Raw genomic sequence first — 24,291 nt, 5'->3', positions numbered from 1 at the left:
CGAGCCCGGCGCGCCGCTCATCACATCACGCCAGCTCGCCCAGACACGCGTCGAACTGCGCGACGAGCGTGTCGACGTCGTCGGCCGTCGTCTGCGGACACACGAGCATCATGTTGTGGAACGGCGTGATCAGCACGCCGCGGTTCAGCAGGTACAGATGCACGATGTGCTCGAGCTCGCTGTCGAGCTGTTCGCCCGCGATCGTGCCGTTGCGCGGCGGCGTGGGCGAGAACTGGAACTCGGTGCGCGCGCCGATCCGTGTCACGCACCACGGCAGCCCGTGTTTCGCGATCGCCTGTTCGAGCCCGGTGGCGAGTCGCGCGGCCAGTTCGAACATGTGCGCATATGCGGCGTCGGTCGCGACTTCGGCGAGCGTCGCGCGCATCGCTCGCATCGCGAGCATGTTCGCGGTGAGCGTCGTACCGATCCCGGAATGGCCGGGCGGCGCGTTCAGCTTCGCCGCTTTCGCGCGTTCCGCGAATTCGGCGCTGAAACCGTACACCGCGCACGGCACACCGCCGGCGATCGGCTTGCCGACCACCAGCGCGTCTGCCTCCAGGCCGTGCGCGGCCGCGTAGCCGCCCGGGCCGCTGCTGATCGTGTGCGTTTCGTCGATCACGAGCAGCGTGCCGTAGCGGCGCGTCAGCGCGCGCGCCGCGTCCCAGAAGCCCGGCTCCGGCAACACCATCCCGATGTTCGTCATCGCGGGCTCGGCGAGCACGCATGCGACGTCGCCCGCCTTCAGCGCTGCTTCGAGCGCGTCGAGATCGTTGAACTCGACGACGCGCGTGTTCGCGAGCAGGTCGTAGGACTGCCCGAGCAGGCTGTCGCGCTGCGTCGGGCGGCCGTCGACGAGATCGACGAACACGTCGTCGACGGTCCCGTGATAGCAGCCGTTGAACACGACGATCGTGTTGCGGCCGGTGGCCGCGCGCGCCCAGCGCAGCACGAAGCGGTTCGCGTCGCTCGCGCTCAGCGCGAACTGCCAGACCGGCAGCCGGAAGCGGCGCGCGAGTTCGCGCGACACCCACGCGGCGTCCTCGCTCGGCAGCATCGTCGTGTAGCCGCGGGTCGCCTGGTCGGCGAGCGCGCGCGCGACCGGCTCGGGCGCATGGCCGAACATCGCGCCGGTGTCGCCGAGGCAGAAGTCCGCGTAGCGATGACCGTCGACGTCGGTGAAGGTCGCGCCGCGCGCCTCCTTCACGACCAGCGAGAACGGGGTCGACCAGTCCTGCATCCAGTGCAACGGCACGCCGAACAGCAAATGCTCGGCGGCTTCCGCGGACAACGCGCGGGAGGTCGGCATGGCTTCGGTGAATGCACGGCGCTCGCGATCGAACAGCGCGCGGGCGCGGATGAGGTCGACTCCGTGTCGGGTACGCAATTGAGGCTCCTGTGACGGGTTGGAATGGACGGGTGAGGCCTCAGCGAGCTTGTCATATTCCATGCGCGCGGTCGATTCGGCTCGACCGCGTTGCTGTCGGACATCGAGTTTTTGCGCATAAAGATACGACAACATATATCCACGCGTAAGAATCACGAAGTGAGTGTGCGCTCACATATCCGACGTTAAGCCGGTAGAAACAGGGTAAACGACAGATTCATCCGCCGCTTCGATCGCGTCTAGACTGCGTGATGTGGTACGACGACGTATGAATCGCGATCCGCCGTCCGGCGCATCGATCTCCCAAACCATTGAAGGAGTGCCCATGGCCGCAAATCGTCGCCGTTCGTCTTCGTCTGTCCGATCGCCCGCGCCGCGGCGGGTATCGCGTCGCGACTTCATCGGCTGGACCGGCGCGCTCGCCGGCGGCGCCGTGGTCAGTGGACCACTCGCGGCCACCCGCGCGTTTGCGGCGGCCGGCACGTCGCCCAATGCGGCGGTCGACCTGATTTGGGGCGAGCACGGTGCGGCGGCGCGCATCGCGGCATCGCTCGCGCATGTGTCGCGCCTCGCGTTCCGCAGGCACGACTTCGACGTCACGCACTACGGCGCACGCGCGTGCGCGACCGTCGCGCAGACGTCGCCGTACCCGGCGGCGAAATCTCCGGTCAGCCCCGGTTCCGAACTGACGACCGCGCCCGGCGCGTTCGACTCGCGTCCGGCGTTTCTCGCGGCGATCGACGCGTGCGTGCGCGAAGGCGGCGGCCGCGTGGTCGTGCCGCCCGGCAACTGGTACTGCGCGGGGCCGATCGTGCTGCAGAGCAACGTGAATTTCCACCTGAGCGCGAACTGCACGATCTACTTCAGCCCGAACCCGGCCGACTATGCGAAGGACGGGCCGGTCGACTGCGGCGCGAACGGCCGCCTTTACTACAGCCGCTGGCAGGCGAACGACTGCCTGAACTACGGCGCCCCCGTCTATGCGCGCAACGCGACGAACATCGCGCTGACCGGCGAAGGGCCGACATCGGTGCTGAACGGACAGGCGATGACGCCGTTCTCCGGCGCCGGCAGCAGCAGCGTGTGCTGGTGGACTTACAAGGGTTCGTCGGGTGCATACGGTGCCGGCGCGACGGTGCCGGCCCAGAACTATGCGAATCCGAACAACGTCGACCTGCGGATCGTCGCGCCCGCGATCTCCGATGCGCTTTATGCGCTGCTCACGTCGCCCGTCACGCCGTGGCAGCAGGATCAGAACTACCTGCCGGCGCTGTCCGAGGCCGGCGTGCCGGTCGAGAAGCGCATCTTCGGCCTCGGTCACTACCTGCGGCCGTGCATGGTCGAATTCATCGGCTGCACCAACGTGCTGATGGAGCACTACCAGACGCAGAACACGCCGTTCTGGCAGCACCATCCGACCGCGAGCCGCAACGTCGTGATGCGCGGCGTGACGACGAACAGCATCGGGCCGAACAACGACGGCTTCGATCCGGACGCGTGCACCGACGTGCTGTGCGAAGGCTGCACGTTCAACACCGGCGACGACTGCATCGCGATCAAGTCGGGCAAGGACCGCGACACGGAATACGGCCCCGCGAAGCGGCACCTGATCCGCGACTGCACGATGAACAGCGGGCACGGCGGCATCACGCTCGGCAGCGAGATGGGCGGCGGCGTCGAGCAGATCTACGCGACCAACCTGTCGATGCTGAACGCGAACTGGCAGACCAACCCGCTGAACATCGCGATTCGCGTGAAGACGAACATGAACCGGGGCGGCTACGTGAAGGACTTCCACGTGAAGGGCGTCACGCTGCCGAACGGCGTGACGCTGAAGGGCGGCGGCTACGGCAGCGCGTTGCTCGCGGGCAGCCCGGTCAACGCGAGCGTGCCGCTCGGCGTGGCGACGCCGGCGGCCGGCAATCCGTCGGCCGCGCAGGGCGGCATCGTCACATTCGACTGCGACTACCAGCCCGCGAACGACGCCGTGCGCACGCGGCCGCCGGTCGTGCAGAACGTGACGATCTCCGACGTGAAGGCGAGCAACGTGACGTTGAACGGCGTGACCGCGTCGTGCTTCCAGGCGATCGTCGCGCAGGGGCCGGTCGCGTTCGACTACAACGGCACGCCGCCGACGCCGGCCGTGCAGCCGATCTCCGGCGTGACGATCCGCAACTGCGACTTCGGCACGCCGGTCGCGTCGGGCACGCCGACCGTCACGTCGCCGGGGCCGATCTACGCGTTCAACGTGAGCGCGATGACGCTGACGAACGTGACGATCGCCGGGCAGGCCGTCAACATGACGGTCACCGATACGCGGTGAGGTAACGCACGAGAACGCGTTCGCGTGCGGCCGGTCGATGCACGCGAGCGCGTTACGCCAGCGTCTTGACCATGTGGTGCTCGTCGTAGAAGCGGCCGTCGATGAACAACGCGCGCGGTTCCGTGCCGAACCGCACGAACCCTTGCGACGCGTACAGGCGTTCGGCGGTGCCGTTGATCTCGTTGACGCACAGCATCAGTTGGCTGCATTGCCACGCTTGCGCCGCATGCGCGGTCGCGCTGTCGAGCAGCGATTGCGCGATGCCGCGCCCGCGATACGCGGGATCGACGAACACGCCCCAGATCAGCGCCTTGTGCGCGACCTTCACTCGTGGATCGCGGCGCACGCCCGTGATGCCGACGAGCGTTGCGCCGTCGAATGCGCCGAACACGGCCTGCACGCCGCTCGGCGTGATGCGCGTCGCGAATTCGTCGACCGTGATGCCGGCTTCTTCGTCGCGGGTCGGCAGGAACGAGGTCGGCGACGTGTCGATTGCGCGCAGGCGCACGGACTGGAACTGCGCCGCATCGGCGGCGTCGAGCAGGCGGATCGTGATCATCGGATGCAGTTCTTGTTGGGGTGTCGGAATCTGCTGCGCGATGCGCGGCAGGGCATCGACAATGCTAAGCGCAAACGGGTGGCTCGCGCGAGTATCGGCGCTGTGCGGGAGCTGACGATGACGTGTCAGCGCGGCAAGCGTGCTGCGCTGACAGAAGGAAGGAGATGAAGGGAAGCGCGCGCGTCGTAGCGCCGCGGCGGCGCGCGGCGTCGAGTAAGCGCGATGCGCGCAATCTGCGCAATGCGCCTGATGCGCGCGATGCGCCCGATCAGGTCAGGCGCATGCGGTCTGGATCAATAACGCGACAGCTGATTGCCGTTGATCTGCACGCGATCGCCCGGGCGCAGGTCGCCGGGCGACTGCACGTCGAACGAGCGCGTCGAGCCGTCGCTGATCCGCACGTCGATCCGGTAGCTGCTCGGCGGTTGGGCCGCGCCCATCTGCTGGCCGATCTGGTTGCCGGCGACGGCGCCGCCCAGCGCGCCGATCACGGTGGCCGCCTCGCGGCCGTGGCCGCGGCCGAACTGGTTGCCCAGCACGCCGCCGACCAGCGCACCGACGACGGTGCCGGCCACGCCCGACGTGCCGACCGAGCCGCTGACCGGCTGGATGTTCGCGACCGTGCCGTATTGCGTGCCGTATTGCGCGCCGTAGCCGTTGCCGTACTGGCCGCCGTAAGGCTGCGGGTTGCCGTATTGGTCGTACTGCGGCGCTTGGTTCGGATAAGCCGGCTGCTGCGGCTGTACGTAGCCGGGCTGCGAATACGCGGGCTGTGCGTAGCCGGGCGTCGCATATTGCTGCTGCGGATAGCCGGGTTGCGCACCGTAGTAGCCGGGTGCGACGCAGGCGGTCAGCGGAAGCGCCGCCACGGCGACGAGCGAGGCGAACAGAACGGTCTTGGTGGAAGGCATGCGCATCATGATGATTCCTGCATCGGCAACGTGTTCGCCGACGAATTCCGGGACGGGTGGCGAACTCGCCGTGAGTATAAGTAATGGGTGGATGCGCGTCCGGTGCGGCCGGGTAACAACGTGTAAAGTCTGTTGCCGGGCAACTCGACGGCACGGCGCGGCGTTGAAGTGGGCGCCCGGGACGGCGCGACGCGGCCTCCGGGCGCCGCTATTCCTATGACGTGGCGCGATGTGCGATGGTCGGCTTTTCCTCTGTTTTCGTCGCTTCCGCCGCTTCGACCGCTTCGACCGCTGCGACAGCTTCCGCCGCTTCCGCCGCTACCACCGCTTCGACCGCTTCGACCGCTTCCGCCGCTTCCACCGCTTCCACCGCTTCCACCGCTTCCACCGCGATCCCGCCCCATCGTCGCGCCCCGTCAGCCGAGCATGCGCACCGCGCATCGCGAAATCGAATGCGCTGCATCGCGACATTTAATTGGCCGCGGGCAGCCCCGTCCGATATCGTGACCGCATTCCCTGCGACCGTTCGCGCCGCGCCGGCCGCGGTTCCTTCCCCTGTCCGTGCTGGCGCCGCGTTTCCCGCGATAACGACCTGACCGCCGTCATGCTGCGTGCATCGTGACGGCCCTGCACCGACCGACCACCCCGGAACCGACATGACGAACCTGCTGATCCGCAACGTCCGCACGCACGCCGGCGAAGCGCTCGACATCCTGATCGAAGGCGAGCGCATCGCGCGCATCGGCCCGTCGCTCGACGCGCCCGCGGGCTGCGCGATCGAGGACGGCGCGCACGCGCTCGCGCTGCCCGGCCTCGTCGAAGGCCACACGCATCTCGACAAGACCCACTGGGGCATGCCGTGGTATCGCAACGCGGTGGGGCCGCGCCTCGTCGACCGCATCGAGAACGAGCGCCACTACCGCGCGACGAGCGGTCACGATGCGGGCGCCGCGTCGCTCGCGCTGGCGCGCGCATTCCTCGCGGCCGGCACGACGCGCATCCGTACGCATGTCGACGTCGACACCGACGCCGGGCTGCGGCATCTACACGGCGTGCTCGCGACGCGCGACACGCTGCGCGGCCAGGTGGACATCCAGATCGTCGCGTTTCCGCAGTCGGGCGTGCTCAAGCGGCCCGGCACCGCCGCGCTGCTGTCCGACGCGCTCGGCGCGGGCGCCGACCTGCTCGGCGGCCTCGACCCGTGCGCGATCGAAGGCGATCCGGTCGAAGCGGTGGACGTGCTGTTCGGCATCGCCGAGCGCCACGGCCGCGGGCTCGACCTGCACGTGCACGAGCGCGGGTCGATGGGCGCGTACTCGCTCGACCTGATCCTGCAGCGCACGGCCGCGCTCGGCATGCAGGGCAAGGTCACGATCAGCCACGGCTTCTGCCTCGGCGACGTTGCCGAACGCGAACGCGACGCGCTGCTCGCGCGGATGGCTGAACTCGGCGTCGCGATCGTCACGACCGCGCCGGCCGCGGTGCCGGTGCCGTCGGTCGTCGCGTGCCGCGCGGCCGGCGTGACCGTCATCGGCGGCAACGACGGCGTGCGCGATACGTGGACGCCGTACGGTTCGCCCGACATGCTGGAACGCGCGATGCTGATCGGCATGCGCAACGATTTCCGCCGCGACGACGCGCTCGAAGTCGCACTCGACTGCGTGACGCACAGCGCGGCGCGCGGTTGCGGCTTCGCCGACTACGGGCTGGAGGCCGGCAAGCGTGCGGACGTCGTGCTCGTCGATGCGCTGACGCTCGCCGAGGCCGTCGTCGCGCGGCCGACGCGCCGGCTCGTCGTGTCGTCGGGGCGGATCGTCGCGCGCGACGGCGTGCTGGTCTGAGCGCGAAGCCGCATCGCGCCGGGTATGATCGGGCTCTTTCAGCCTGATCCTGCGGGAGACGACGATGCGACGCACACGCACGATGGCGGCACGGGCCGCGCGATGGACGCGCTGGATGGCCGCGGCGACGTTCGCGGTGACGGCCGTGCATGCGGCGGCGGCCGGAGCGGATCAAGCGCAGCAGGAAGCGAATCGCCGCACGGTGCTGGCGTTCTACGAGAAAGGCCTGAACGAGAAGGATGCCGATGCCGCGCTCGCGTATGTCGGCGATCAATACGTGCAGCACAACCCGAACGCGGCCGACGGGCGTGACGGTTTCCGCAAGTTCGTCGCGTTCCTGCGCGACAAATATCCGCAGTCGCACAGCGAGATCAAGCGCGCGTTCGTCGACGGCGACTACGTGATCCTGCACGTGCATGCGGTGCGCGAGCCCGGCACGCGCGGCAGCGCGATCATGGACATCTTCCGGCTGGAGCACGGCAAGATCGTCGAGCACTGGGACGTGAACCAGCCGGTGCCGGAGCATGCGGCGAACGGGAACACGATGTTCTGACGAGCGCGGGCTTCCCCGGTTACGCCGGGGCTCCGTCGCAGTCGCTCCGTATCGCGACGGCCGCGCTTATTCCGGCTCGTGTTCCAGCATCGCCGCGAGCGCCTTCGTCAGTTCGCTGACCATCGGATCGGCCGTCGGCCGATGCAGGATCGCGATGTCCATGTTCCCGATCGGCGCGAAGCCGCCGTGCTCGTCGGTCAGCACCACGTGGTCGTCGGTCACCGCGCGCGCGGGCAGCACGCTGATGCCGAGCCCGTCCGCGACGGCCGCCTGGATACCGCTCAGGCTCGACGTCGTGAAGCTGATCCGCCAGCGGCGGCCGCGCTCCTCGATCGCCTTGATCATGTCGTCGCGATAGAGTCCGCGCGGCGGAAACACGACGAGCGGCACCGGGTCGAGTTCGATCGTCGGATGCCGCGCGCTGTCGATCCAGCGCAGCTTCTCCGGCCAGCGCACCACCGCCTCGCGGCTGTCGCGCCGCTGCTTGATCAGCACGAGATCGAGCTCGCCGCGATCGTAGGCCGCGCTGATGTCCCGGCTCAGCCCACACGTCACTTCGAGTTTCACCTGCGGATGATCGCGCTTGAACGCGGCGAGCGCATGGGTCGTGCGGCCCGCCGCGAAATCGTCGGGCACGCCGAGCCGGATCGTGAGCGCGACGGTCGCGCCCGACAGCGCTTCCAGCATCTCGTCGTTCAGCGCGATCATGCGCCGCGCGTAGCTGAGCACCGTCACGCCGGCATCGGTCGGCCGCACGTCGCGCGTGCCGCGGTCGAGCAGGCGATGCCCGGCGATCTCCTCGAGCCGCCGCACCTTCTGGCTGACCGTCGATTGCGTCGAATGCAGCCGCGCGGACGCGGTCGTGAAGCTGCCGCAATCGGCGACCATCACGAGTGCGCGCAACAGGTCGAGGTCGAACAAAGGTCGATTCATTTCTGCACTTTTCTGGATTCGAGCATTTCATTTCCAAATGCGTGCGAGGACTTTTAGCATGGCCGGGGACCGTGGGCAATCGCGGTTTCGCCGGACACGAGGCTGCTGGAGGCAGGGTCAGCGCAGGGGCGATTTGCGGGCGGTGCTGGTGTCGGGAAGCTGTCGGAGGAACTCGCTGGCCAGATTCACGCAGTAGTCGAACGACGGCGTATAGCCGAGTGTCCGGATATCGTCGATGAGTGCAGTGCGTGACGGAACAGGCCTTGCCACGGGCCGTCGGGCAAAGCGGCTGGTGCAATCATGCCCATACCTCCCGGTACAGATGAAGATCCTTCGACCATGCGGCAAGGTTCTTCCAGATGGCGCGAAGCGGCGTGCCGGAGCGTGCGGCAGCTTCTTCGGCGGCCTTCACCACCACCGGCAACGGCACCTCGTCGAGGATCACGGAGATCTGCGATTCGTATCCTGCGGGAATCTGTCCCGTGGTCAACGCGTCGGCCAGCAGTCGCTCGGTCAATTCACCTCTATAGCTGACGTTTGAGCTCACCACCGCCTTGTAGAGACCGCTTTGGGCCGGCCGCGGCTGTGCCTGGAGTTCGATGCCGAGCACGCCGAGCAGCGGGATCAGCTTGTTCACGCCAAGATCCTTGATCTTGCCGGTTTCAAGCTGGTTCACCGTGAGGCGAGACAATCCGGCGAGCTTCGCAAGCTGGGCCTGTGTGAGGTCGAGTTCGGCCCTCCGTTTTGCAACGGCCTGACCGATTTCATAGAGTTGCATGTTGACCTCCCGACGCAGGTTCATCGCGCGCGAATGTAAAGTATATCTTACATCTCGACGATACTCGTCGCCACTCATGGTTGTTGGTGCGGTATAGGGTGCATGGGCGGCGCGGGTGGAAAAATGTGTCGATAGACCGCGCTGTATAGACATTTTCCTCCGGCGGATATCCGCAAAAACTCGTTCTGTGGCGACCCAACATCACGCCGGGTAAACACTCGAAATTCCGGGAAAATCCCGCGACTTCGGGCCATGAATCCCGCCCTTCGTCCCGATCTCACCCTCCAGCCTCCTCCAACCCGCTCCCTACGCTTGCGCTCAAAAATTGAGCGGTCTAGACTGCATCGCAGTTTCATCGAAGGAAGTCCCAGTCTTTCGCGTACCGCGCCGGGGCCTGCCGGCAACGACGCTCCCCAACGGACGCCCGGCGCTCGCCCGCCACGTCGAGACCACAAGGACACACCATGAACCGCACTGCAAAGCTCGTCGTTTCCGCGCTGGCGTTCGCGCCGCTCGTCTCGTTCGCGCAGGACACGGCGACGATCCGCTGGGGCATCGATCCCACCTATCCGCCGTTCGAGGCGAAGCAGCCCGACGGCTCGCTCGCGGGCTTCGACATCGACCTGCGCGATGCGATTTGCGAGCAGCTGCGCGCGAAGTGCGTGTGGGTCGAGCAGGGCTTCGACGGGATGATTCCGGCGCTGCGCGCGCGCAAGTTCGACGTGATCATGTCCGCGATGACGGCCACCGACGAGCGGCTCAAGCAGATCGACTTCTCGAACAAGCTGTACGCGTCGCCGGGCGCGCTCGTCGCGCCGGCCGGCTCGAAGCTGCTGCCGACCGCGGCGTCGCTTGCCGGCAAGCGCGTCGGGATCGACCAGGGCACCACGCAGGAGGCGTACGCGAAGGCCGAATGGGCGACCAAGGGCGTGACGATCGTGTCGTACCAGAACCAGGACCAGGTGTATCAGGATCTGGTGAACGGCCGTCTCGACGCGACCTTCCAGGACAAGACGCAGGCCGGCTATTCGTTCCTGAAGACGCCGCGCGGCAAGGGCTACGCGTTCGCAGGTCCCGACGTGACCGACGTGCGCATCACCGGCTACGGCGTCGCGATGGGCGTGCGCAAGGGCGATGCCGACATGAAGAAGCGGCTGAACGACGCGATCGCCGCGATCCGCGCGAACGGCACGTACCAGAAGATCGCCGCGAAATACTTCGACTTCGACATCTACGGCGCGAAGCAGCAGTTGACCGCCGCGCCGTGACCGCATGCCCCCCATGATCCCGTGCTTCATTCAATCGACAGGCAAGCCATGACGAGTATCCAGGACCGCGTCGCGAAAGCCGTGACGCCCGAACTTATCGCCGCCTTCCGCGACGAAGGCGCGGTGTGCATCAAGGGCATCTTCTCGCCCGACGAAGTGGCCGCGCTGCGCGTCGGCATCGACGCGAACCTCGCACAGCCGAGCGAGCGTGCGAAGGTCGCGAGCCGGCCCGACGATCCGGGCTGGTTCTTCGAGGACTTCTGCAACTGGCGGCACAACGATGCGTACCGCGACTTCATCGTGCGGTCGCCCGCGCCGTCGGTGGCCGCCGCGCTGATGGGCACGAAGACTGTTCGCCTGCATCACGACCATCTGCTCGTGAAGGAGCCCGGCACGCGGCAGCGCACGCCGTGGCACCAAGACCAGCCGTACTACAACATCGAAGGCGACGACAACGTCAGCATGTGGATTCCGGTCGACCCGGTGCCGCTCGAATCGACGCTGGAATTCGTCGCGGGTTCGCATCAGGGGCCGTGGCTGATGCCGCGCACGTTCATGGACAAGGAGGCGAAGTGGTTCCCCGAAGGCAGCCTCGCCGATCTGCCCGACATCGAGGCTGACCGCTCGGCATTCCCGATTCGCCACTGGGCGCTTGAGCCCGGCGACATGGTGTGCTTCCGGATGCTGACGCTGCATGCGTCGGGTGGTACGCAGAACCGCCGGCGCGCGTTCTCGATCCGCTTCGTCGGCGACGACATCCGTCACGCGCCGCGCCGCTGGAAGACGTCGCCCGATTTCCCGGGGCTGGCCGATGAACTGCCGGATGGCGCGCCGCTCGAGCATCCGCTGTTTCCGGTCGTGTGGACGCGCGACGCGGGGCAGGTCGGGGCGATCTGAGCGGCGAATATCGAGCGCCGTCACGCGGGCGGCGGCCGTTTCGCGATGAAGCGGCCGCCGCGCGTGGTCGTTTTCGGGTGCCGAAGCCGATTCAGGTCTGGTGCCGTCCGGCGCCCGGCTTGAAGCGCGAGCCGAGCCGGTAGCGGTTGCCCGGATGCAGGAAGTGCACGAACGTGACGGGCAGCCCGTTCGTCCAGGTGCGGCGGGTGAGGGTGAGACACGGCTCGTCGGCGCGCATGTCGAGCAGCCGCGCCTGTTCGCTCGTCGGCAGCGCCGCGTCGACGACGTGCTCGATCTCCAGTTCGTAGTGCGACACGTTGTTGAACAGATATTCGGACGGCGGCTCGGCCTGGAAGTCCTGATCGATGAATTCGGGCGCGGCGGCCGGATTCACGTAGCGATCCTCGAGCTGGATCGGACGCCCGTTTTCCTCGTGCACGCACACCACGTGAAAGACCGGCGTGTTGACCGCCAGCCCGAACGCGGCCGCGACGTCGAACGACGCGGGCTCGCGCGACTGGCTGAGCACGCGGCAGCGATATTCGTGTCCGCGCGCGCGGATCTCGTCGCGGATGTGCGCGATCATCAGCAGGTTCGACTGCGGCTTCACTTCGGCGACGAAAGTGCCGACGCCCGCGATGCGCTTGAGCACGCCTTCCTCGGTCAGCTCGCGCAGCGCGCGGTTGACCGTCATGCGCGCGACGCCGAATTGCGCGGCGAGATCGAGTTCGGACGGAATGCGGTCGCCCGGGCGCCAGTCGCCCGCGTCGACCTTCTGGCGAACGAGCGTCTTGATCTGCTGGAACGGTGCGGTGGCCTTCGTGACCATCGGAAGATCCTTGCGCGAAGAAGTGACGAGGCTAGTCGTCGTGACTGACGATGACCAGGATCTCCGCCTGCGCGGCGCCGAGGCTGCGCGTGCGGTGCGGGATGAGGGCGTTGAAATAGACTGAATCGCCGGTCTTGAGTTGCACCGTCTCGTTCGGGAATTCGATTTCGACGCGCCCCTTGTGCACGAACAGGAATTCCTCGCCTTCGTGCTCGCGGAACGTCGACGCGACGAATTCGTGCGGCGGATGCACGACGAACGGCAGCATCTTCTTCGGCGCGACGCCGGCCGCGATGCTTTCGAAGCGGTGCGCGTGGCTGTCGGCCGCCGCACCCATCGCCGTGCGCTCGCCGGCGCGCGTGACCGTGATCAGCTCGCGGTTGTGGCTTTCCGAGAACAGCTGCTCGACGTCGATGTTCAGCGCCTTCGACAGCTTCAGCGCGACCGCGATCGACGGCACGCTCAGGCCGCGCTCGACTTTAGACAGGTAGCTCTTGGTCAGGCCGGTCTCGTCGGCCAGCACATCGAGCGTCCAGCCCTTCTGTTTTCTGAACAGCTTCAGGCGAATCGTCATGGGGCGCCAGGTGTCCTTCGAAAAATCGATTGTAACGCATGACACAAAGTGTCCTGTGGTGTATCGTGTGTCTTGCGTGTCCACGGACACGGCCGCGAGCGGCGCGGCAGATCCGATCCATTCAGGAGGTGAACATGGCGGAAACGCTGAATTTGACGAAGGAGGCGCTGGTCGCGCTGGCGGAGCGGCGTCTCGAGAACGAGGTGGGCGACAGCGGCTGGTCCGCGCGGCAAAAGCTTGCGCTCACGTGCCGGATCCTGTTCGACGCCGGTCACGATTCGGGCCTGGCCGGGCAGATCACCTGCCGCGCGGGCGACGCCGGCACGTACTACACGCAGCGACTGGGGCTCGGCTTCGACGAGATCTCGGCCGCGAACCTGCTGCGCGTGAACGAGGATCTCGACGTGGTCGACGGCGAAGGCATTCCGAACCCGGCCAACCGGTTCCATACGTGGATCTATCGCGAGCGCCCGGACGTGAACTGCATCATCCATACGCACCCGGCGCATGTCGCGGCGCTGTCGATGCTCGAGCAGCCGCTCGTCGTGTCGCACATGGACACCTGCCCGCTGTACGACGATTGCGCATTCCTGAAGGACTGGCCCGGCGTGCCGGTCGGCAACGAGGAAGGCGAGATCATTTCGAAGGCGCTCGGCGACAAGCGCGCCATCCTGCTGTCGCATCACGGCCAGCTCGTGGTCGGCAGGACGATCGAGGAAGCCTGCATCCTCGCGCTGCTGATCGAGCGGGCCGCGAAGCTGCAATTGCTGGCGATGTCGGCCGGCGAGATCAAGCCGGTGCCGCCGGCGCTCGCGCGGGAAGCGCACGACTGGATTTCGAAGCCGAAGCGCGATGCCGTGACGTTCGACTACTACGCGCGGCGCGCATTGCGCACGCATCCGGACTGTATTGCATGAGCGCGGGTATTGCTTCCGTCTCGTCCATCCATCACTGAGGAATCCATATCGTGTCCATCCTGCTGCAAGGCATCATCGCCTACCCGGTTACGCCGTTCTCCGCCGACGGCGCCATCGACCTGCCGGCGCTCGATGCGCTGATCGAGCGCCTGATCGCCGATGGCGTCCACGCGATCGCGCCGCTGGGCAGTACCGGCGAGAGCGCGTACCTGTCCGACGCCGAATGGGAGGCGGTCGCCACTGCGTCGATTCGCGCGGTGCGCCGGCGTGTGCCGACCGTCGTCGGCATCTCCGATCTCACGACGGCCGGTGCGGTGCGCCGCGCGCGCATCGCCGAACAGGCCGGCGCCGATGCCGTGATGGTGCTGCCCGTGTCGTACTGGAAGCTCGGCAACGACGAGATCGTCGCGCATTACCGCGCGATCGGCGACGCCATCGGCATCCCGATCATGCTGTACAACAACCCCGCGACGAGCGGCGTCGACATGTCGCCCGACCTGATCGCGACGATCTGCCGAACCGTCGACAACGTGACGATGGTCAAGGAGAGCACCGGCGACATCGGGCGGATGCACCGGCTCGCGCAGTTGAGCGACGGGACGATCCCGTTCTACAACGGCAGCAATCCGATGGCGCTTGCCGCGCTGGCCGCGGGCGCGGCCGGATGGTGCACGGCCGCGCCGAACCTGAATGCCGCGTTGCCGATTGCGCTGGTCGACGCGATGCGCGCGGGCGACCTGGCGCGCGCCAGGACGGTTTTTCACGCGCAGTTGCCGCTGCTGCGGTTCATCGTCGACGGCGGCCTGCCGGTGACCGTGAAGGCCGGGCTGCGGCTGCGCGGCTTCGACGCGGGCGAGCCGAGGCGGCCGTTGCTGCCGCTCGGCGACGTGCGCACGCGCGAGCTCGAACGCCTGCTCGCGGCATTGCCGGACGGTGTGCCGGCATGAGCGGCGACGCGCGGCCGGCGATCGCGGTCGCCATCGCCGCGGTGCGGGTCGGCACGAGTCGCCCGCTGGCCGGCACGCCGCACCTGAGTGCGATCGACAAGCAGCCGGTCGACGCGCGTCTGTGGCTCGGCACGCTCGGCTTCGCGGGCGACGGGCAGGCCGACGCGCGGCATCACGGCGGGCCCGACAAGGCGGTCCATCACTATGCGTACGATCACTATCCGTGGTGGTCCGAGCAGATCGGGGCGCGTGACGTGCTCGGGCGGCCGGGCGCCTTTGGCGAGAACCTGTCGACGCACGGCGTGACCGAGCACGACGTGTGTCTCGGCGACGTGTTCACGCTGGGCGGCGCCGTGCTGCAGGTGTCGCAGTCGCGGCAGCCGTGCTGGAAGCTCAATGCACGTTTCGACCATCCGCGCATGGCGGCGCTCGTGCAACAAAGCGGCCGGACCGGCTGGTACTACCGTGTGCTGGACGAAGGCTGGGTGGCGCCGGGCGATGTGCTGGCGCTGCACGAGCGCCGATATCCGCAATGGCCGCTGTCGACGGTGCTCGATGTGCTGTACCGGCGCACGCTCGACATGGCCGCGCTCGATGCGCTGTGCGGCGTTCCGGTGTTGCCCCCCGGCTGGCGCAAGATGCTCGACAAGCGCCGGACGGAGCGGCAGGTGGAAGACTGGACGAAGCGGCTCGAAGGCTGACGCGCCGCGTGCGCGGCTTAACCGGCCGGCAGGTTCCGCACGTCGGCCGTCGGCTCGGCGCCGAACGCGTCGCTCAGCGCATGGCCGATCAGGTGCCGTGCGGCGGCCTCGGGCGTCGACAGCGCGCCGCTCGCCTTCAACTCGTCGAATTTCTCGCGCATCGGGAAATTCTCTTCGCTGGTGGAGCGGATCGTCGCCTGCATGCCCGTATCGACGACGCCCGGCGCGACGCTGCAGATCCGTACCGCGCGGTTCGCGTCGAGCGCGACGGCGCGTGCGTGATGATCGAGCGCGGCCTTGGTCGCGCAATAGACGCTCCAGCCCGCGTATGCGTTGCGCGCGGCGCCGCTCGACACGTGCAGAATCCGGCATTCGGTCGGCGCCGATACCGCCTGCACGAGCGCGGCCGACAGCATCAGCGGCGCCGCGACATTCAGTCCGACCGCGCGGGCGACGAGCGCCGGGTCCTGCGCGTCGAGCGGTCCGATCGGATCGACGATGCCTGCGTTGTTGAAGAGCAGCACGATCGACGCGCCGTCGACGAAGCTGCGCAGCGTGTCGCCGGCCAGCCACGTCGCCACGGCCGACGTATCCGACAGGTCGAGTTCGATTTCGGCGAACCGGTCGCCGGCCTGCGCGGCGAGCGACGGATGACGGCTGCGCGACACGCCGAGCACGGCGATGCCTTCCTGCAGCAGCTGCTCCGCGAGCGAAGCGCCGAGGCCGCGCGTGTGTCCGGTGACGATGGCGCGCACGTTCGGCGCTGAAGAGGATGCGGTCATGGTGGTGAACGAGTGAACGAGGGAACGGTTGAACCGTGTTGACGAGTGGCGAGTGCCGCGCATGCGCGGCAACCCGGCGGGCGGGACGGGCGATGCGCGGTGCCGGCGTGGCGTGCGAAGGCGGCCGCGTGCGGCGCCGCCTCTCCGGCTGAACACGTATCGTAGCGCCGGCTTGCATGACGCGCAAACGCGCGGCGATGCCAGCCGCGGCCAGGCAGCGTGAATGCGCGGCGCCGAATACACGCATCGTCGCGTACCGCCGCACGGCGGATACGTTGGACGAAAGCCGTCTGCGGCAAGTGCGCGCGGCGCGGCGGCAAGTGGCGCCGGGCCCCACGGCGCGAGCTATCATATGGCTCGCCCGTTCGCGACGCCGGACGGGCCGCGACGTTTCCCTTCACCTGCTGCACGCTGCGACGCCATCCATGAACACCACGCCGGATATGCCCACGCCACGCGCCCTGCGCGAACTCACGCCTCTCGAGGCCCGCATTCTCGGGGTGCTCGTCGAGAAGCAGCATACGGTGCCGGACACCTATCCGCTGTCGCTGAATGCGCTGACCGCGGGCTGCAACCAGAAAACCGCACGCTCGCCGGTGATGAACGTCAGCGAGGATGAGGTCACGACCGCGCTCGACAGTCTCAAGCACCTGAGCCTCGTGATGGAGGGCAGCAGCAGCCGCGTGCCGCGTTTCGAGCACAACATGAATCGCGTGCTCGGCATCCCGAGCCAGGCGATCGCGCTGCTGACGATCCTGCTGCTGCGCGGCCCGCAGACGGCCGCCGAACTGCGCCTGAACAGCGCGCGCCTGCACGGCTTCGCGGACATCTCGTCGGTCGAGGCGTTCCTCGACGAACTCGCCGCGCGTGCGCAGCCGCTCGTGATCCGGCTGCCGCGTGCGGCCGGTGCGCGCGAGAACCGCTGGATGCACCTGATGTGCGGCGAGGTGAACGTCGCCGACTTCGCCGGTCCGGATACCGGTGGCGGCACGGATTCCGTTCCGCCGTCCGAGTTCGAGGCGCTGAAGGCCGAGCAGAAGCGGCTTGCGGATGAAGTGGCGCGGCTGAACGCGCTCGTTCAGCGGATGGCGACCGAACTCGGGATCGACGTCGACGCGCCGGGCGACGCGGGCTGATCGCCTCCCGATGCGATGACGGCGGCGCCTGCGCCGCGCCGCATTACTTCAGCTTGACGCCCGGGACGAGGTAACGCGCACCGCCCGGTCTGAGGATCGGCGCGAGCGCGGCAAACGGCGCGTCGAGCTGCGGCCCCAGACACGCGCCCGCCGCGTGGCCGATTCCGGATACGACGAACGACAGCTTGCCGGGAGCATCGAGTTCGAATGCCAGATACTGCGGGAACACGTCGGCGCACGACGGCGAATCGCCGTCGTCGCTCGTCGGCTGTTTTCCCGGTGCGGCTGCGTCGCGCAGCCGCTCAATGAACTTCACCAGCGCGGCGCTCGTTGCCGATTCATCGTCCGTGGCCGGCGCAGCCGCATCGATCATGCGATTCCAGTCGAGGTACGCACCGCGCAGCAGGTCGAAGGTGACCGGATCGTAGTGATTGTTCGGATGGGCGCCGCCGCAGTACGTACTGCCCGATTCCACGATGCCGAGCGCCGCAGGTGACAGCCACGTGACCGTTACCTGTTCGTCGTCGAAGCCGCCGAGCGAGCCGGCGGCCGGCCCGTCGTCGGTATAGCGCGTCGACGCGCATTCGAGTGCGGCGAGATTCATCTGCCAGTGCTGCTGCTCGAGCAAGCGGTTGACCCGTGCCATGACCCCCGAATCGGGGTGGCGGCTCAGACGCGGATACATGAGTTTCGTGCGCGGATCGCGCCACATCCGGTATGCGACGGTGCCGTCGCCGATTTCGCGGCCGGCCGGCTGTGCGTGCCCGGCGAGCTTCAGCGTCGCATACGGCGCCTGCCGCATGTCGATGGCCGCGCCGCTTGCGATGCCGCTGCCGACGCCGCCGGCGATACGATCGGAGAGGGCTTCGACGGAGCCGGGCGCAACCGCATCGGGATCGTATTCGGCGATGCGTCGCAGCGTGAAGTTCCGCGTTTTGCCGGTACGCGCGTCGGTCCACTGGCCGCGATAGCCATCGTTGTCCCGCGTGCCGCGCCAGGTTGCCGCTGGATGGGCGAAATCGGCGCCGCCGCTGTTTCGCGTCATGTCGCGCACCTCGTCCGGCAACGCGGTGCGCTCGAGCGGCTCGACGAGCTGCGCGGGCTGGCCGTGCAGCGGAATGTCGACACCGTACTGCGTATAGAAATAACGGCCCGAGATCGTGCCGTCCGCCGCCGGCCGGCGGTCGAGTTCCATCACGACCTCGCCGGCGCCTTGCAGCACGCCGCGATAGACGACGCGCGGCGCGGCGTCGGCTGCCGCCGCGCGCAGCGCGATCAGCGCCAGCACAATCCGGATCAGTGCGCGCATCACCAGCGGCACCCGGTTTGCTCGGACGCGTCGACGTCCAGTGCCCTGCTGAATGCGGTTCGCTTGCCGGTGCGCGCGCTGGTATAGGTCATCGAATAGATCATCGCACCCTGCGACATCATCTCGTACCGCCCATTGATCCTGCCGTCCACCATTTCGACCCAGGTCGTCGTGAACTGATGCGGGCGGCCTTCGACGAGCACTTCCTCATCGACGTGCTCGACCACCAGCGGCAGCGCCGTTTTCGCTTTCGCATAGCGGACCATGCCGCCCGACCAATCGACGGCGTCGTCGTAGTAGGTGCGCATCTCGAAGCGTACGGGTTTGTCGCCGTCCGATTTGAAGCAGTACACGTCGGTGGAAACCTTGGCGAACGCGGGCAGTGACGCGAAGAGCAGTAGGGCGATAAGGGTTTTTTTCATCATGATCCGACGAAGGGTGAAGTGCGGCATCAACCGAGCACGATCCGCGTGGCGCCCGCATCAACAAGCCGGAACAGCAAGTCCTCGACGGCCGCGCCCGGCGCCGAACCGAGATCCGCGTTGACCTGCCATCCGTGCTCCGTGCGTACCGGCTCCGACAGATAGTGAACGAGGCCATGCAGGCCGTCCTCGGTCGGCACGCGTGCGTCGTCGGTGTCGAACCACGCGAAGAACCATGCCTTGAACGCGTCGGTGGCCGCGGCTTCGTCGAAACCGTCCGCTTCGACCGTCACCCAGTCCCACACGAATGGCTGGATCGACACGGCCGCCGTGTCGAGTTCGAACGCGAAGGGCTCGAAATCCAGTTGCGCATTCGAGTCGACCGTCGCCGACTGGCCGGCCGATTCGCCTGCGGTGTGAACGAGATCGGCGCGGCACGGCAGCGCGAGCGGGCCTTCGGTGGCGAGCGTGCCGTCGGCTTTCCGGTAGGCCGGTTCGACGACGGCCACCGGTTGCGCCGCCGCTTGCGCGAGCAGGTCGGCGTAGGGCTGGCGGATGGCGCTGAGCAGTTCGGATACGGTCATCTTGGCGGGTCGGGTCAGGTTGCGAACGATCAATCACGGACGGATGGTGCGTCGTGCCGCCGGCGTCGAACGAGGGCCCGCATCGGCAGGGGACAGCCACGATCGTACGGTACTTCGGCGACATGCGACCACTCGGCCGAACGGCCGGCTCGCGTCGCCTTGCGCACGCTCGCGCGGAAGTTCTGCGCGAGCGGCGTGCCGCCTTGCGCGAGTGCCATAATCGAGGCTGCCAATCATTCCAGACGTCCCCCGGAGAATTCTCATGCAGAACCTCGACAATCCTTCCCACGATCGCGAGGTAGGCAGCGCCGACGCGACGCAGGACACCACGCGCATCGACGACGTCCGCATCGGCGCCGTGCGACCGCTGATTTCCCCCGCGCTGCTGCAGGACGAACTGCCGGTGCCGGCCGCCACGCAGACGCTCGTCGAGGACACGCGCCGCGCGATCGGCGACATCCTGCACGGTCGCGACGACCGGCTGCTGCTCGTCGTCGGCCCGTGCTCGATCCACGACCACGACCAGGCGCTCGACTACGCACGCCGGCTGAAGGCCGCCGCCGATGCGCTGAAGGACGACCTGCTGATCACGATGCGCGTGTACTTCGAGAAGCCGCGCACGACGGTCGGCTGGAAGGGGTACATCAACGATCCGCGCCTGGACGGCAGTTTCCGCATCAACGAAGGGCTGCGCGCCGCGCGGCAGCTGCTGCTCGACATCAACGCGCTGGGCCTGCCGGCGTCGACCGAATTCCTCGATCTGCTGAGCCCGCAATACATTGCCGACCTGATCGCGTGGGGCGCGATCGGCGCGCGCACGACCGAGAGCCAGAGCCATCGCCAGCTCGCGTCGGGGCTGAGCTGCCCGATCGGCTTCAAGAACGGCACCGACGGCGGCGTGCAGGTGGCGTCGGACGCGATCGTCGCCGCGCGCGCGAGCCACGCGTTCATGGGGATGACGAAGATGGGGATGGCCGCGATCTTCGAGACGCGCGGCAACGACGATGCGCACGTGATCCTCCGCGGCGGCAAGAACGGGCCGAACTACGACGCCGAGCACGTCGAGGCGAGCTGCGCGGTGCTGCGCAAGAGCGGGTTGCGCGAGCAGGTGATGGTCGATTGCTCGCATGCGAACTCGAACAAGTCGCATGAGCGACAGATCGACGTCGCGCAGGATCTCGCGCGACAGTTGGGGCAGGGCGAGCACCGGATCGTCGGCGTGATGGTGGAGAGCCATCTCGAGGCCGGGCGCCAGGATCTGAAGCCGGGCGTGCCGTTGCAGTACGGCGTGTCGATCACCGATGCGTGCCTGAGCTGGTCGCAGACCGAGCCCGTGCTCGACGTGCTGGCCGAGGCGGTGCGGCACCGCCGGGTGTATTCGCGCAACGCGTGACGCGGCGTGGCAGCGGGGCAGGGTGGCGGGGTGGCCCCCGCCGCGTGGTTCGATGCACCGGTGAAGATCTGTTGACTGTTTGCCATGTTCTCCTGATCGACAGGCCGCGGCGTCGCTGTTTCCGCGCCGCGTGCACCAACTATCCGCACGGTCATTGATCTGGCTCCGGCTCGATCCCTCTGCCGCGTTGCACGCTGGACGCACGATCCGGCGAATGTCGCTACTATGAACGCCGTGCTGCACGCCGCGGCCCGGCCATGCCGGTCCGTCATGCACACACGCAGTGGCGGCGCGGCCGACCGCCACGCGACCGACGAAGCGCGGGGCGGCCATCCGCGGGGCGGCCATCCGCGGGGTGCTCACCGATCAGTCATTGCGCCCGCGTCGCTTCGCTCCCGGAATCAACAACAACCGAACCGGAGTGCAAACTACATGAAGTTCTACAAGACCCTCATCGCAGCAACCGTCCTCGCATCGAGCGTCAGCGCGCACGCGCAGATCGCCGGCGCGCAGCCGCTCAGCGTGACCGTCGAGCAATCGCAGGCGCTACTCGAAGGCTGGAGCGTGAAGAAGAGCGTGCTGGGCAAGGTCGTGTACAACGACGCGAACCAGAAAGTCGGCACCGTGCGCGACCTGATCGTCGCGCCGGACGGCTCGGTGTCGGCGGCGATCGTTTCGGCCGGCGGCTTCCTCGGCGTGGCCGCGCATGACGTCGCGGTGCCGATCGGGTCGCTCGACGTGCGCAACGGCAACATCTACCTGCCGGGCGCGACGAAGGATGCGCTGAAGGCCACGCCGGCGTTCCAGTACGCGAAGGTGCCGTCGGCGCCGAAGCCGAAGAAGGTCGACGACAAGCATTGATCGACAAGCATTGATACATGCGGCCCGGCCCGGCACGCGATGTGCGGGGCCGGCCGGGTGCCACGTCACGTCGCACCGCGCGGCGATCCAGCACCGCCGCGCACCCTCATCCCCCCCCTGCCTACGTAATTCTACGTAGCCCCGCATACGTAGTTGTGCGCTTGTAAGCCGCCCCCATCGCGCGGAATACTACGGCCCACTGCTGCGGCTTTCTCGAGACGCGGCACGACGCATCGACGTCACGCGGGTTCGGCCCCTCGCCGCATCCACTCAAAAACACATTGGAGACCAGGAGACGCCATGAATCGGGCTTCCAGTACCCTGCTCTGGATCGCGGTCGCGCTGCTCGGCGCATTCGCATTCGGGACGATCGCACTTGCGCACGGCGAACGCGTCAGCGCGCTATGGATCGTGATCGCCGCAGTCTGCGTGTATCTGATCGCATATCGCTTCTACAGCTGCTTCATCGCCAGCAAGGTCATGCAGCTCGACGGGCTGCGGATGACGCCGGCGGTCAAATACAACGACGGCCTCGACTACGTACCGACCAACAAGTACGTGCTGTTCGGCCATCACTTCGCCGCGATCGCCGGCGCCGGGCCGCTCGTCGGCCCCGTGCTCGCCGCGCAGATGGGCTACACGCCCGGCATGCTGTGGATCCTGGCCGGCGTCGTGTTCGCCGGCGCGGTGCAGGACTTCATCGTGCTGTTCATCTCGACGCGCCGCGACGGCCGCTCGCTCGGCGATCTCGTCAAGATGGAGCTCGGCACGGTGCCCGGCGTGATCGCGCTGTTCGGCGCGTTCCTGATCATGGTGATCATCCTCGCGGTGCTCGCGCTGATCGTCGTGAAGGCGCTGACGAATTCGCCGTGGGGCACGTTCACCGTCGCCGCGACGATTCCGATCGCGCTGTTCATGGGCATCTACACGCGCTACATCCGTCCGGGCCGCATCGGCGAAGTGTCGATCATCGGCTTCGTGCTGCTGATGGCATCGATCGCGTTCGGCCAGCACGTGCACGATTCGGCGACGCTCGCCGCGTGGTTCACGTTCAACGGCACGCAGCTCACGTGGATCCTGATCGGCTACGGCTTCGTCGCATCGGTGCTGCCGGTGTGGCTGCTGCTCGCGCCGCGCGACTACCTGTCGACGTTCCTGAAGATCGGCACGATCCTCGGCCTCGCGATCGGCATCCTGGTCGTCGCACCGGAACTGAAGATGCCCGCGCTGACGAAGTTCGTCGACGGCACGGGCCCGGTGTGGTCAGGCAACCTGTTCCCGTTCCTGTTCATCACGATCGCGTGCGGCGCGGTGTCGGGTTTCCACGCGCTGATCTCGTCGGGCACGACGCCGAAGCTGATCGACAACGAATCCAATGCGCGCTTCATCGGTTACGGCGCGATGCTGATGGAATCGTTCGTCGCGATCATGGCGCTCGTCGCCGCGTGCGTGATCGAGCCCGGCATTTACTTCGCGATGAACGCGCCGGCGGCCGTGCTCGGCTCGACGCCGGAAGCCGTCGCGAACACGGTCACGCAATGGGGCTTCGTGCTGACGCCCGACATGCTGACGCAGACCGCGAAGGCCGTCGGCGAGACGACGATCATCGCGCGCGCGGGCGGCGCACCGACGCTGGCCGTCGGCATGGCGCACATCCTGCACCAGGTGATCGGCGGCGAAGCGATGATGGCGTTCTGGTATCACTTCGCGATCCTGTTCGAGGCGCTGTTCATCCTGACGGCGGTTGACGCCGGCACGCGCGCGGGCCGCTTCATGCTGCAGGACCTGCTCGGCACGTTCCATCCGGCGCTCAAGCGCACCGAGTCGCTGCCCGCGAACCTCGTCGCCACCGCGCTGTGCGTGGCTGCGTGGGGCTACTTCCTGTACCAGGGCGTGGTCGATCCGCTCGGTGGCATCAACACGCTGTGGCCGCTGTTCGGCATCTCGAACCAGATGCTCGCCGCGATCGCGCTGGTGCTCGGCACCGTCGTGCTGTTCAAGATGAAGCGCGAGCGCTACGCGTGGGTGACGATCGTGCCGACCGCATGGCTGCTGATCTGCACGCTGACGGCCGGCTGGCAGAAGATTTTCGATTCGAATCCGAAGGTCAGCTTCCTCGCGCATGCCGCGAAGCTGCAGGCCGCGGTGGACGAAGGCAAGGTGCTCGCACCGGCGAAGTCGATCGCGCAGATGCAGCGGATCATCTTCAACGACTACATCGATGCGGCGCTGGCGGGCCTGTTCATCTTCGTCGTCGTGGCGATCGCGGTGTACGGCCTGCTCGCCGTGCTGCGCGCGCGCCGCGAGTCGAAGCCGACCGTGCGCGAGACGCCGTACGAGCCGATGCCGGCCGCGCAGGCGCTCGGCAGCGGACGATAACGGGAGGCCG

At 67.6% G+C, this 24,291-nt stretch carries 24 protein-coding genes; 12 read left to right on the top strand and 12 right to left on the bottom strand.

All coding sequences use genetic code 11. The features are described 5' to 3' along the window. Window positions 1-25 precede the first annotated feature (25 nt). Complete coding sequence (locus tag SB771_RS23420) at window positions 26-1,384, bottom strand: aspartate aminotransferase family protein (RefSeq protein WP_175659956.1); 1,359 nt, start codon at window positions 1,382-1,384, stop codon at window positions 26-28. A gap of 325 nt (window positions 1,385-1,709) precedes the next feature. Between SB771_RS23420 and SB771_RS23415 the strand changes: the two genes are divergently transcribed. After that, a complete protein-coding gene (locus tag SB771_RS23415; RefSeq protein WP_175705300.1) occupies window positions 1,710-3,707 on the top strand; it encodes a glycoside hydrolase family 28 protein in 1,998 nt (665 codons plus the stop codon). 52 nt (window positions 3,708-3,759) lie between these two features. On the opposite strand, the gene SB771_RS23410 is transcribed toward SB771_RS23415, so the two are convergent. From SB771_RS23410 to SB771_RS23400, 3 genes are all read right to left on the bottom strand, one after another. Beyond that, on the bottom strand, window positions 3,760-4,266 hold the full coding sequence (locus SB771_RS23410; protein WP_175659958.1) for a GNAT family N-acetyltransferase: 507 nt from the start codon (window positions 4,264-4,266) through the stop codon (window positions 3,760-3,762). Window positions 4,267-4,559: 293 nt separating this feature from the next. Next, window positions 4,560-5,186: a glycine zipper 2TM domain-containing protein gene (locus SB771_RS23405; RefSeq protein ID WP_006750207.1), complete on the bottom strand. Its 627-nt coding sequence runs from the start codon at window positions 5,184-5,186 to the stop codon at window positions 4,560-4,562. A 205-nt stretch (window positions 5,187-5,391) separates the two neighbouring features. Further along, on the bottom strand, window positions 5,392-5,640 hold the full coding sequence (locus SB771_RS23400) for a hypothetical protein (RefSeq protein WP_175659959.1): 249 nt from the start codon (window positions 5,638-5,640) through the stop codon (window positions 5,392-5,394). Between the two features lie 193 nt (window positions 5,641-5,833). Between SB771_RS23400 and SB771_RS23395 the strand changes: the two genes are divergently transcribed. Together SB771_RS23395 and SB771_RS23390 are read left to right on the top strand one after the other, a co-directional pair. Further along, window positions 5,834-7,018, top strand: coding sequence for an amidohydrolase family protein (locus SB771_RS23395; RefSeq protein WP_175659960.1), 1,185 nt, complete (start codon window positions 5,834-5,836; stop codon window positions 7,016-7,018). 64 nt (window positions 7,019-7,082) lie between these two features. Further along, complete coding sequence (locus SB771_RS23390) at window positions 7,083-7,571, top strand: nuclear transport factor 2 family protein (RefSeq protein ID WP_175659961.1); 489 nt, start codon at window positions 7,083-7,085, stop codon at window positions 7,569-7,571. 66 nt (window positions 7,572-7,637) lie between these two features. On the opposite strand, the gene SB771_RS23385 is transcribed toward SB771_RS23390, so the two are convergent. Further along, window positions 7,638-8,504: a LysR family transcriptional regulator gene (locus tag SB771_RS23385; protein WP_175659962.1), complete on the bottom strand. Its 867-nt coding sequence runs from the start codon at window positions 8,502-8,504 to the stop codon at window positions 7,638-7,640. A 298-nt stretch (window positions 8,505-8,802) separates the two neighbouring features. Next, complete coding sequence (locus SB771_RS23380; RefSeq protein WP_165754018.1) at window positions 8,803-9,282, bottom strand: helix-turn-helix domain-containing protein; 480 nt, start codon at window positions 9,280-9,282, stop codon at window positions 8,803-8,805. Window positions 9,283-9,746: 464 nt separating this feature from the next. On the opposite strand from SB771_RS23380, the gene SB771_RS23375 reads away from it, so the two are divergent. Together SB771_RS23375 and SB771_RS23370 are read left to right on the top strand one after the other, a co-directional pair. After that, complete coding sequence (locus SB771_RS23375; RefSeq protein ID WP_105832570.1) at window positions 9,747-10,550, top strand: ABC transporter substrate-binding protein; 804 nt, start codon at window positions 9,747-9,749, stop codon at window positions 10,548-10,550. 48 nt (window positions 10,551-10,598) lie between these two features. Next, window positions 10,599-11,447, top strand: coding sequence for a phytanoyl-CoA dioxygenase family protein (locus SB771_RS23370; RefSeq protein WP_175659963.1), 849 nt, complete (start codon window positions 10,599-10,601; stop codon window positions 11,445-11,447). 91 nt (window positions 11,448-11,538) lie between these two features. Here the strand turns inward: SB771_RS23370 and hutC are convergent, their stop codons facing one another. Beyond that, a complete protein-coding gene (gene hutC, locus SB771_RS23365) occupies window positions 11,539-12,276 on the bottom strand; it encodes a histidine utilization repressor (RefSeq protein ID WP_175656790.1) in 738 nt (245 codons plus the stop codon). Between the two features lie 31 nt (window positions 12,277-12,307). Then, a complete protein-coding gene (locus SB771_RS23360; protein WP_175659964.1) occupies window positions 12,308-12,850 on the bottom strand; it encodes a helix-turn-helix domain-containing protein in 543 nt (180 codons plus the stop codon). A 134-nt stretch (window positions 12,851-12,984) separates the two neighbouring features. Between SB771_RS23360 and SB771_RS23355 the strand changes: the two genes are divergently transcribed. Genes SB771_RS23355 through SB771_RS23345 form a run of 3 tightly spaced genes read left to right on the top strand, consistent with a single transcriptional unit; the run spans window position 12,985 to window position 15,415 of the window. Continuing rightward, on the top strand, window positions 12,985-13,767 hold the full coding sequence (locus SB771_RS23355; RefSeq protein ID WP_105832573.1) for an aldolase: 783 nt from the start codon (window positions 12,985-12,987) through the stop codon (window positions 13,765-13,767). Window positions 13,768-13,817: 50 nt separating this feature from the next. Continuing rightward, window positions 13,818-14,714, top strand: a complete 897-nt coding sequence (locus SB771_RS23350) for a dihydrodipicolinate synthase family protein (protein WP_105832574.1) — start codon at window positions 13,818-13,820, stop codon at window positions 14,712-14,714. Beyond that, window positions 14,711-15,415 carry an MOSC domain-containing protein gene (locus SB771_RS23345; protein WP_175659965.1) on the top strand — a complete coding sequence of 235 codons (705 nt, stop codon included), beginning with the start codon at window positions 14,711-14,713 and terminating at the stop codon, window positions 15,413-15,415. The genes SB771_RS23350 and SB771_RS23345 overlap by 4 nt, the downstream gene beginning before the upstream one ends. A 17-nt stretch (window positions 15,416-15,432) precedes the next feature. On the opposite strand, the gene SB771_RS23340 is transcribed toward SB771_RS23345, so the two are convergent. Beyond that, window positions 15,433-16,197 carry an SDR family oxidoreductase gene (locus SB771_RS23340; RefSeq protein WP_175659966.1) on the bottom strand — a complete coding sequence of 255 codons (765 nt, stop codon included), beginning with the start codon at window positions 16,195-16,197 and terminating at the stop codon, window positions 15,433-15,435. Window positions 16,198-16,622: 425 nt separating this feature from the next. Here SB771_RS23340 and SB771_RS23335 point away from each other — a divergent pair, with 425 nt between their 5' ends. After that, window positions 16,623-17,333, top strand: a complete 711-nt coding sequence (locus SB771_RS23335; protein WP_175656784.1) for a YceH family protein — start codon at window positions 16,623-16,625, stop codon at window positions 17,331-17,333. Window positions 17,334-17,376: 43 nt separating this feature from the next. Here SB771_RS23335 and SB771_RS23330 read toward each other — a convergent pair whose 3' ends face one another. From SB771_RS23330 to SB771_RS23320, 3 genes are read right to left on the bottom strand one after another with little or no spacing between them, the layout of a single operon-like run. Beyond that, window positions 17,377-18,642, bottom strand: coding sequence for a hypothetical protein (locus tag SB771_RS23330; protein ID WP_175659967.1), 1,266 nt, complete (start codon window positions 18,640-18,642; stop codon window positions 17,377-17,379). Next, window positions 18,642-19,094 carry a hypothetical protein gene (locus SB771_RS23325; protein ID WP_241244795.1) on the bottom strand — a complete coding sequence of 151 codons (453 nt, stop codon included), beginning with the start codon at window positions 19,092-19,094 and terminating at the stop codon, window positions 18,642-18,644. The genes SB771_RS23330 and SB771_RS23325 overlap by 1 nt, the downstream gene beginning before the upstream one ends. Next, a complete protein-coding gene (locus SB771_RS23320) occupies window positions 19,094-19,648 on the bottom strand; it encodes a hypothetical protein (RefSeq protein WP_175659968.1) in 555 nt (184 codons plus the stop codon). The genes SB771_RS23325 and SB771_RS23320 overlap by 1 nt, the downstream gene beginning before the upstream one ends. Window positions 19,649-19,910: 262 nt before the next feature. On the opposite strand from SB771_RS23320, the gene SB771_RS23315 reads away from it, so the two are divergent. From SB771_RS23315 to SB771_RS23305, 3 genes are all read left to right on the top strand, one after another. Beyond that, window positions 19,911-21,041, top strand: a complete 1,131-nt coding sequence (locus SB771_RS23315) for a 3-deoxy-7-phosphoheptulonate synthase (RefSeq protein WP_012367089.1) — start codon at window positions 19,911-19,913, stop codon at window positions 21,039-21,041. A 432-nt stretch (window positions 21,042-21,473) separates the two neighbouring features. Then, entirely contained in the window at window positions 21,474-21,902 is a 429-nt protein-coding gene (locus tag SB771_RS23310; RefSeq protein WP_006750226.1) for a PRC-barrel domain-containing protein, read from the top strand. A gap of 300 nt (window positions 21,903-22,202) precedes the next feature. Beyond that, complete coding sequence (locus tag SB771_RS23305) at window positions 22,203-24,281, top strand: carbon starvation CstA family protein (protein ID WP_175659969.1); 2,079 nt, start codon at window positions 22,203-22,205, stop codon at window positions 24,279-24,281. Window positions 24,282-24,291: the final 10 nt, after the last annotated feature.

This window comes from Burkholderia sp. SIMBA_051 (assembly GCF_046534915.1).
In the GTDB taxonomy this organism is placed as follows: Bacteria; Pseudomonadota; Gammaproteobacteria; order Burkholderiales; family Burkholderiaceae; genus Burkholderia; species Burkholderia ambifaria.
This window is presented reverse-complemented; position numbering and strand designations above follow the sequence as displayed.

What these genes read in the sequence shown, in the direction of transcription:
- SB771_RS23335 (WP_175656784.1), top strand. Translation starts at nt 16,623, where the DNA reads ATGAACACCACGCCGGATATGCCCACGCCACGCGCCCTGCGCGAACTC.
- SB771_RS23355 (WP_105832573.1), top strand. Translation starts at nt 12,985, where the DNA reads ATGGCGGAAACGCTGAATTTGACGAAGGAGGCGCTGGTCGCGCTGGCG.
- SB771_RS23385 (WP_175659962.1), bottom strand. Translation starts at nt 8,504, where the DNA reads ATGAATCGACCTTTGTTCGACCTCGACCTGTTGCGCGCACTCGTGATG.
- SB771_RS23325 (WP_241244795.1), bottom strand. Translation starts at nt 19,094, where the DNA reads ATGCCGCACTTCACCCTTCGTCGGATCATGATGAAAAAAACCCTTATC.
- SB771_RS23360 (WP_175659964.1), bottom strand. Translation starts at nt 12,850, where the DNA reads ATGACGATTCGCCTGAAGCTGTTCAGAAAACAGAAGGGCTGGACGCTC.
- SB771_RS23395 (WP_175659960.1), top strand. Translation starts at nt 5,834, where the DNA reads ATGACGAACCTGCTGATCCGCAACGTCCGCACGCACGCCGGCGAAGCG.
- SB771_RS23410 (WP_175659958.1), bottom strand. Translation starts at nt 4,266, where the DNA reads ATGATCACGATCCGCCTGCTCGACGCCGCCGATGCGGCGCAGTTCCAG.
- SB771_RS23370 (WP_175659963.1), top strand. Translation starts at nt 10,599, where the DNA reads ATGACGAGTATCCAGGACCGCGTCGCGAAAGCCGTGACGCCCGAACTT.
- SB771_RS23310 (WP_006750226.1), top strand. Translation starts at nt 21,474, where the DNA reads ATGAAGTTCTACAAGACCCTCATCGCAGCAACCGTCCTCGCATCGAGC.
- SB771_RS23340 (WP_175659966.1), bottom strand. Translation starts at nt 16,197, where the DNA reads ATGACCGCATCCTCTTCAGCGCCGAACGTGCGCGCCATCGTCACCGGA.
- SB771_RS23320 (WP_175659968.1), bottom strand. Translation starts at nt 19,648, where the DNA reads ATGACCGTATCCGAACTGCTCAGCGCCATCCGCCAGCCCTACGCCGAC.
- SB771_RS23375 (WP_105832570.1), top strand. Translation starts at nt 9,747, where the DNA reads ATGAACCGCACTGCAAAGCTCGTCGTTTCCGCGCTGGCGTTCGCGCCG.
- SB771_RS23330 (WP_175659967.1), bottom strand. Translation starts at nt 18,642, where the DNA reads ATGCGCGCACTGATCCGGATTGTGCTGGCGCTGATCGCGCTGCGCGCG.
- hutC (WP_175656790.1), bottom strand. Translation starts at nt 12,276, where the DNA reads ATGGTCACGAAGGCCACCGCACCGTTCCAGCAGATCAAGACGCTCGTT.
- SB771_RS23315 (WP_012367089.1), top strand. Translation starts at nt 19,911, where the DNA reads ATGCAGAACCTCGACAATCCTTCCCACGATCGCGAGGTAGGCAGCGCC.
- SB771_RS23345 (WP_175659965.1), top strand. Translation starts at nt 14,711, where the DNA reads ATGAGCGGCGACGCGCGGCCGGCGATCGCGGTCGCCATCGCCGCGGTG.
- SB771_RS23405 (WP_006750207.1), bottom strand. Translation starts at nt 5,186, where the DNA reads ATGATGCGCATGCCTTCCACCAAGACCGTTCTGTTCGCCTCGCTCGTC.
- SB771_RS23415 (WP_175705300.1), top strand. Translation starts at nt 1,710, where the DNA reads ATGGCCGCAAATCGTCGCCGTTCGTCTTCGTCTGTCCGATCGCCCGCG.
- SB771_RS23390 (WP_175659961.1), top strand. Translation starts at nt 7,083, where the DNA reads ATGCGACGCACACGCACGATGGCGGCACGGGCCGCGCGATGGACGCGC.
- SB771_RS23305 (WP_175659969.1), top strand. Translation starts at nt 22,203, where the DNA reads ATGAATCGGGCTTCCAGTACCCTGCTCTGGATCGCGGTCGCGCTGCTC.
- SB771_RS23400 (WP_175659959.1), bottom strand. Translation starts at nt 5,640, where the DNA reads ATGCAGCGCATTCGATTTCGCGATGCGCGGTGCGCATGCTCGGCTGAC.
- SB771_RS23380 (WP_165754018.1), bottom strand. Translation starts at nt 9,282, where the DNA reads ATGCAACTCTATGAAATCGGTCAGGCCGTTGCAAAACGGAGGGCCGAA.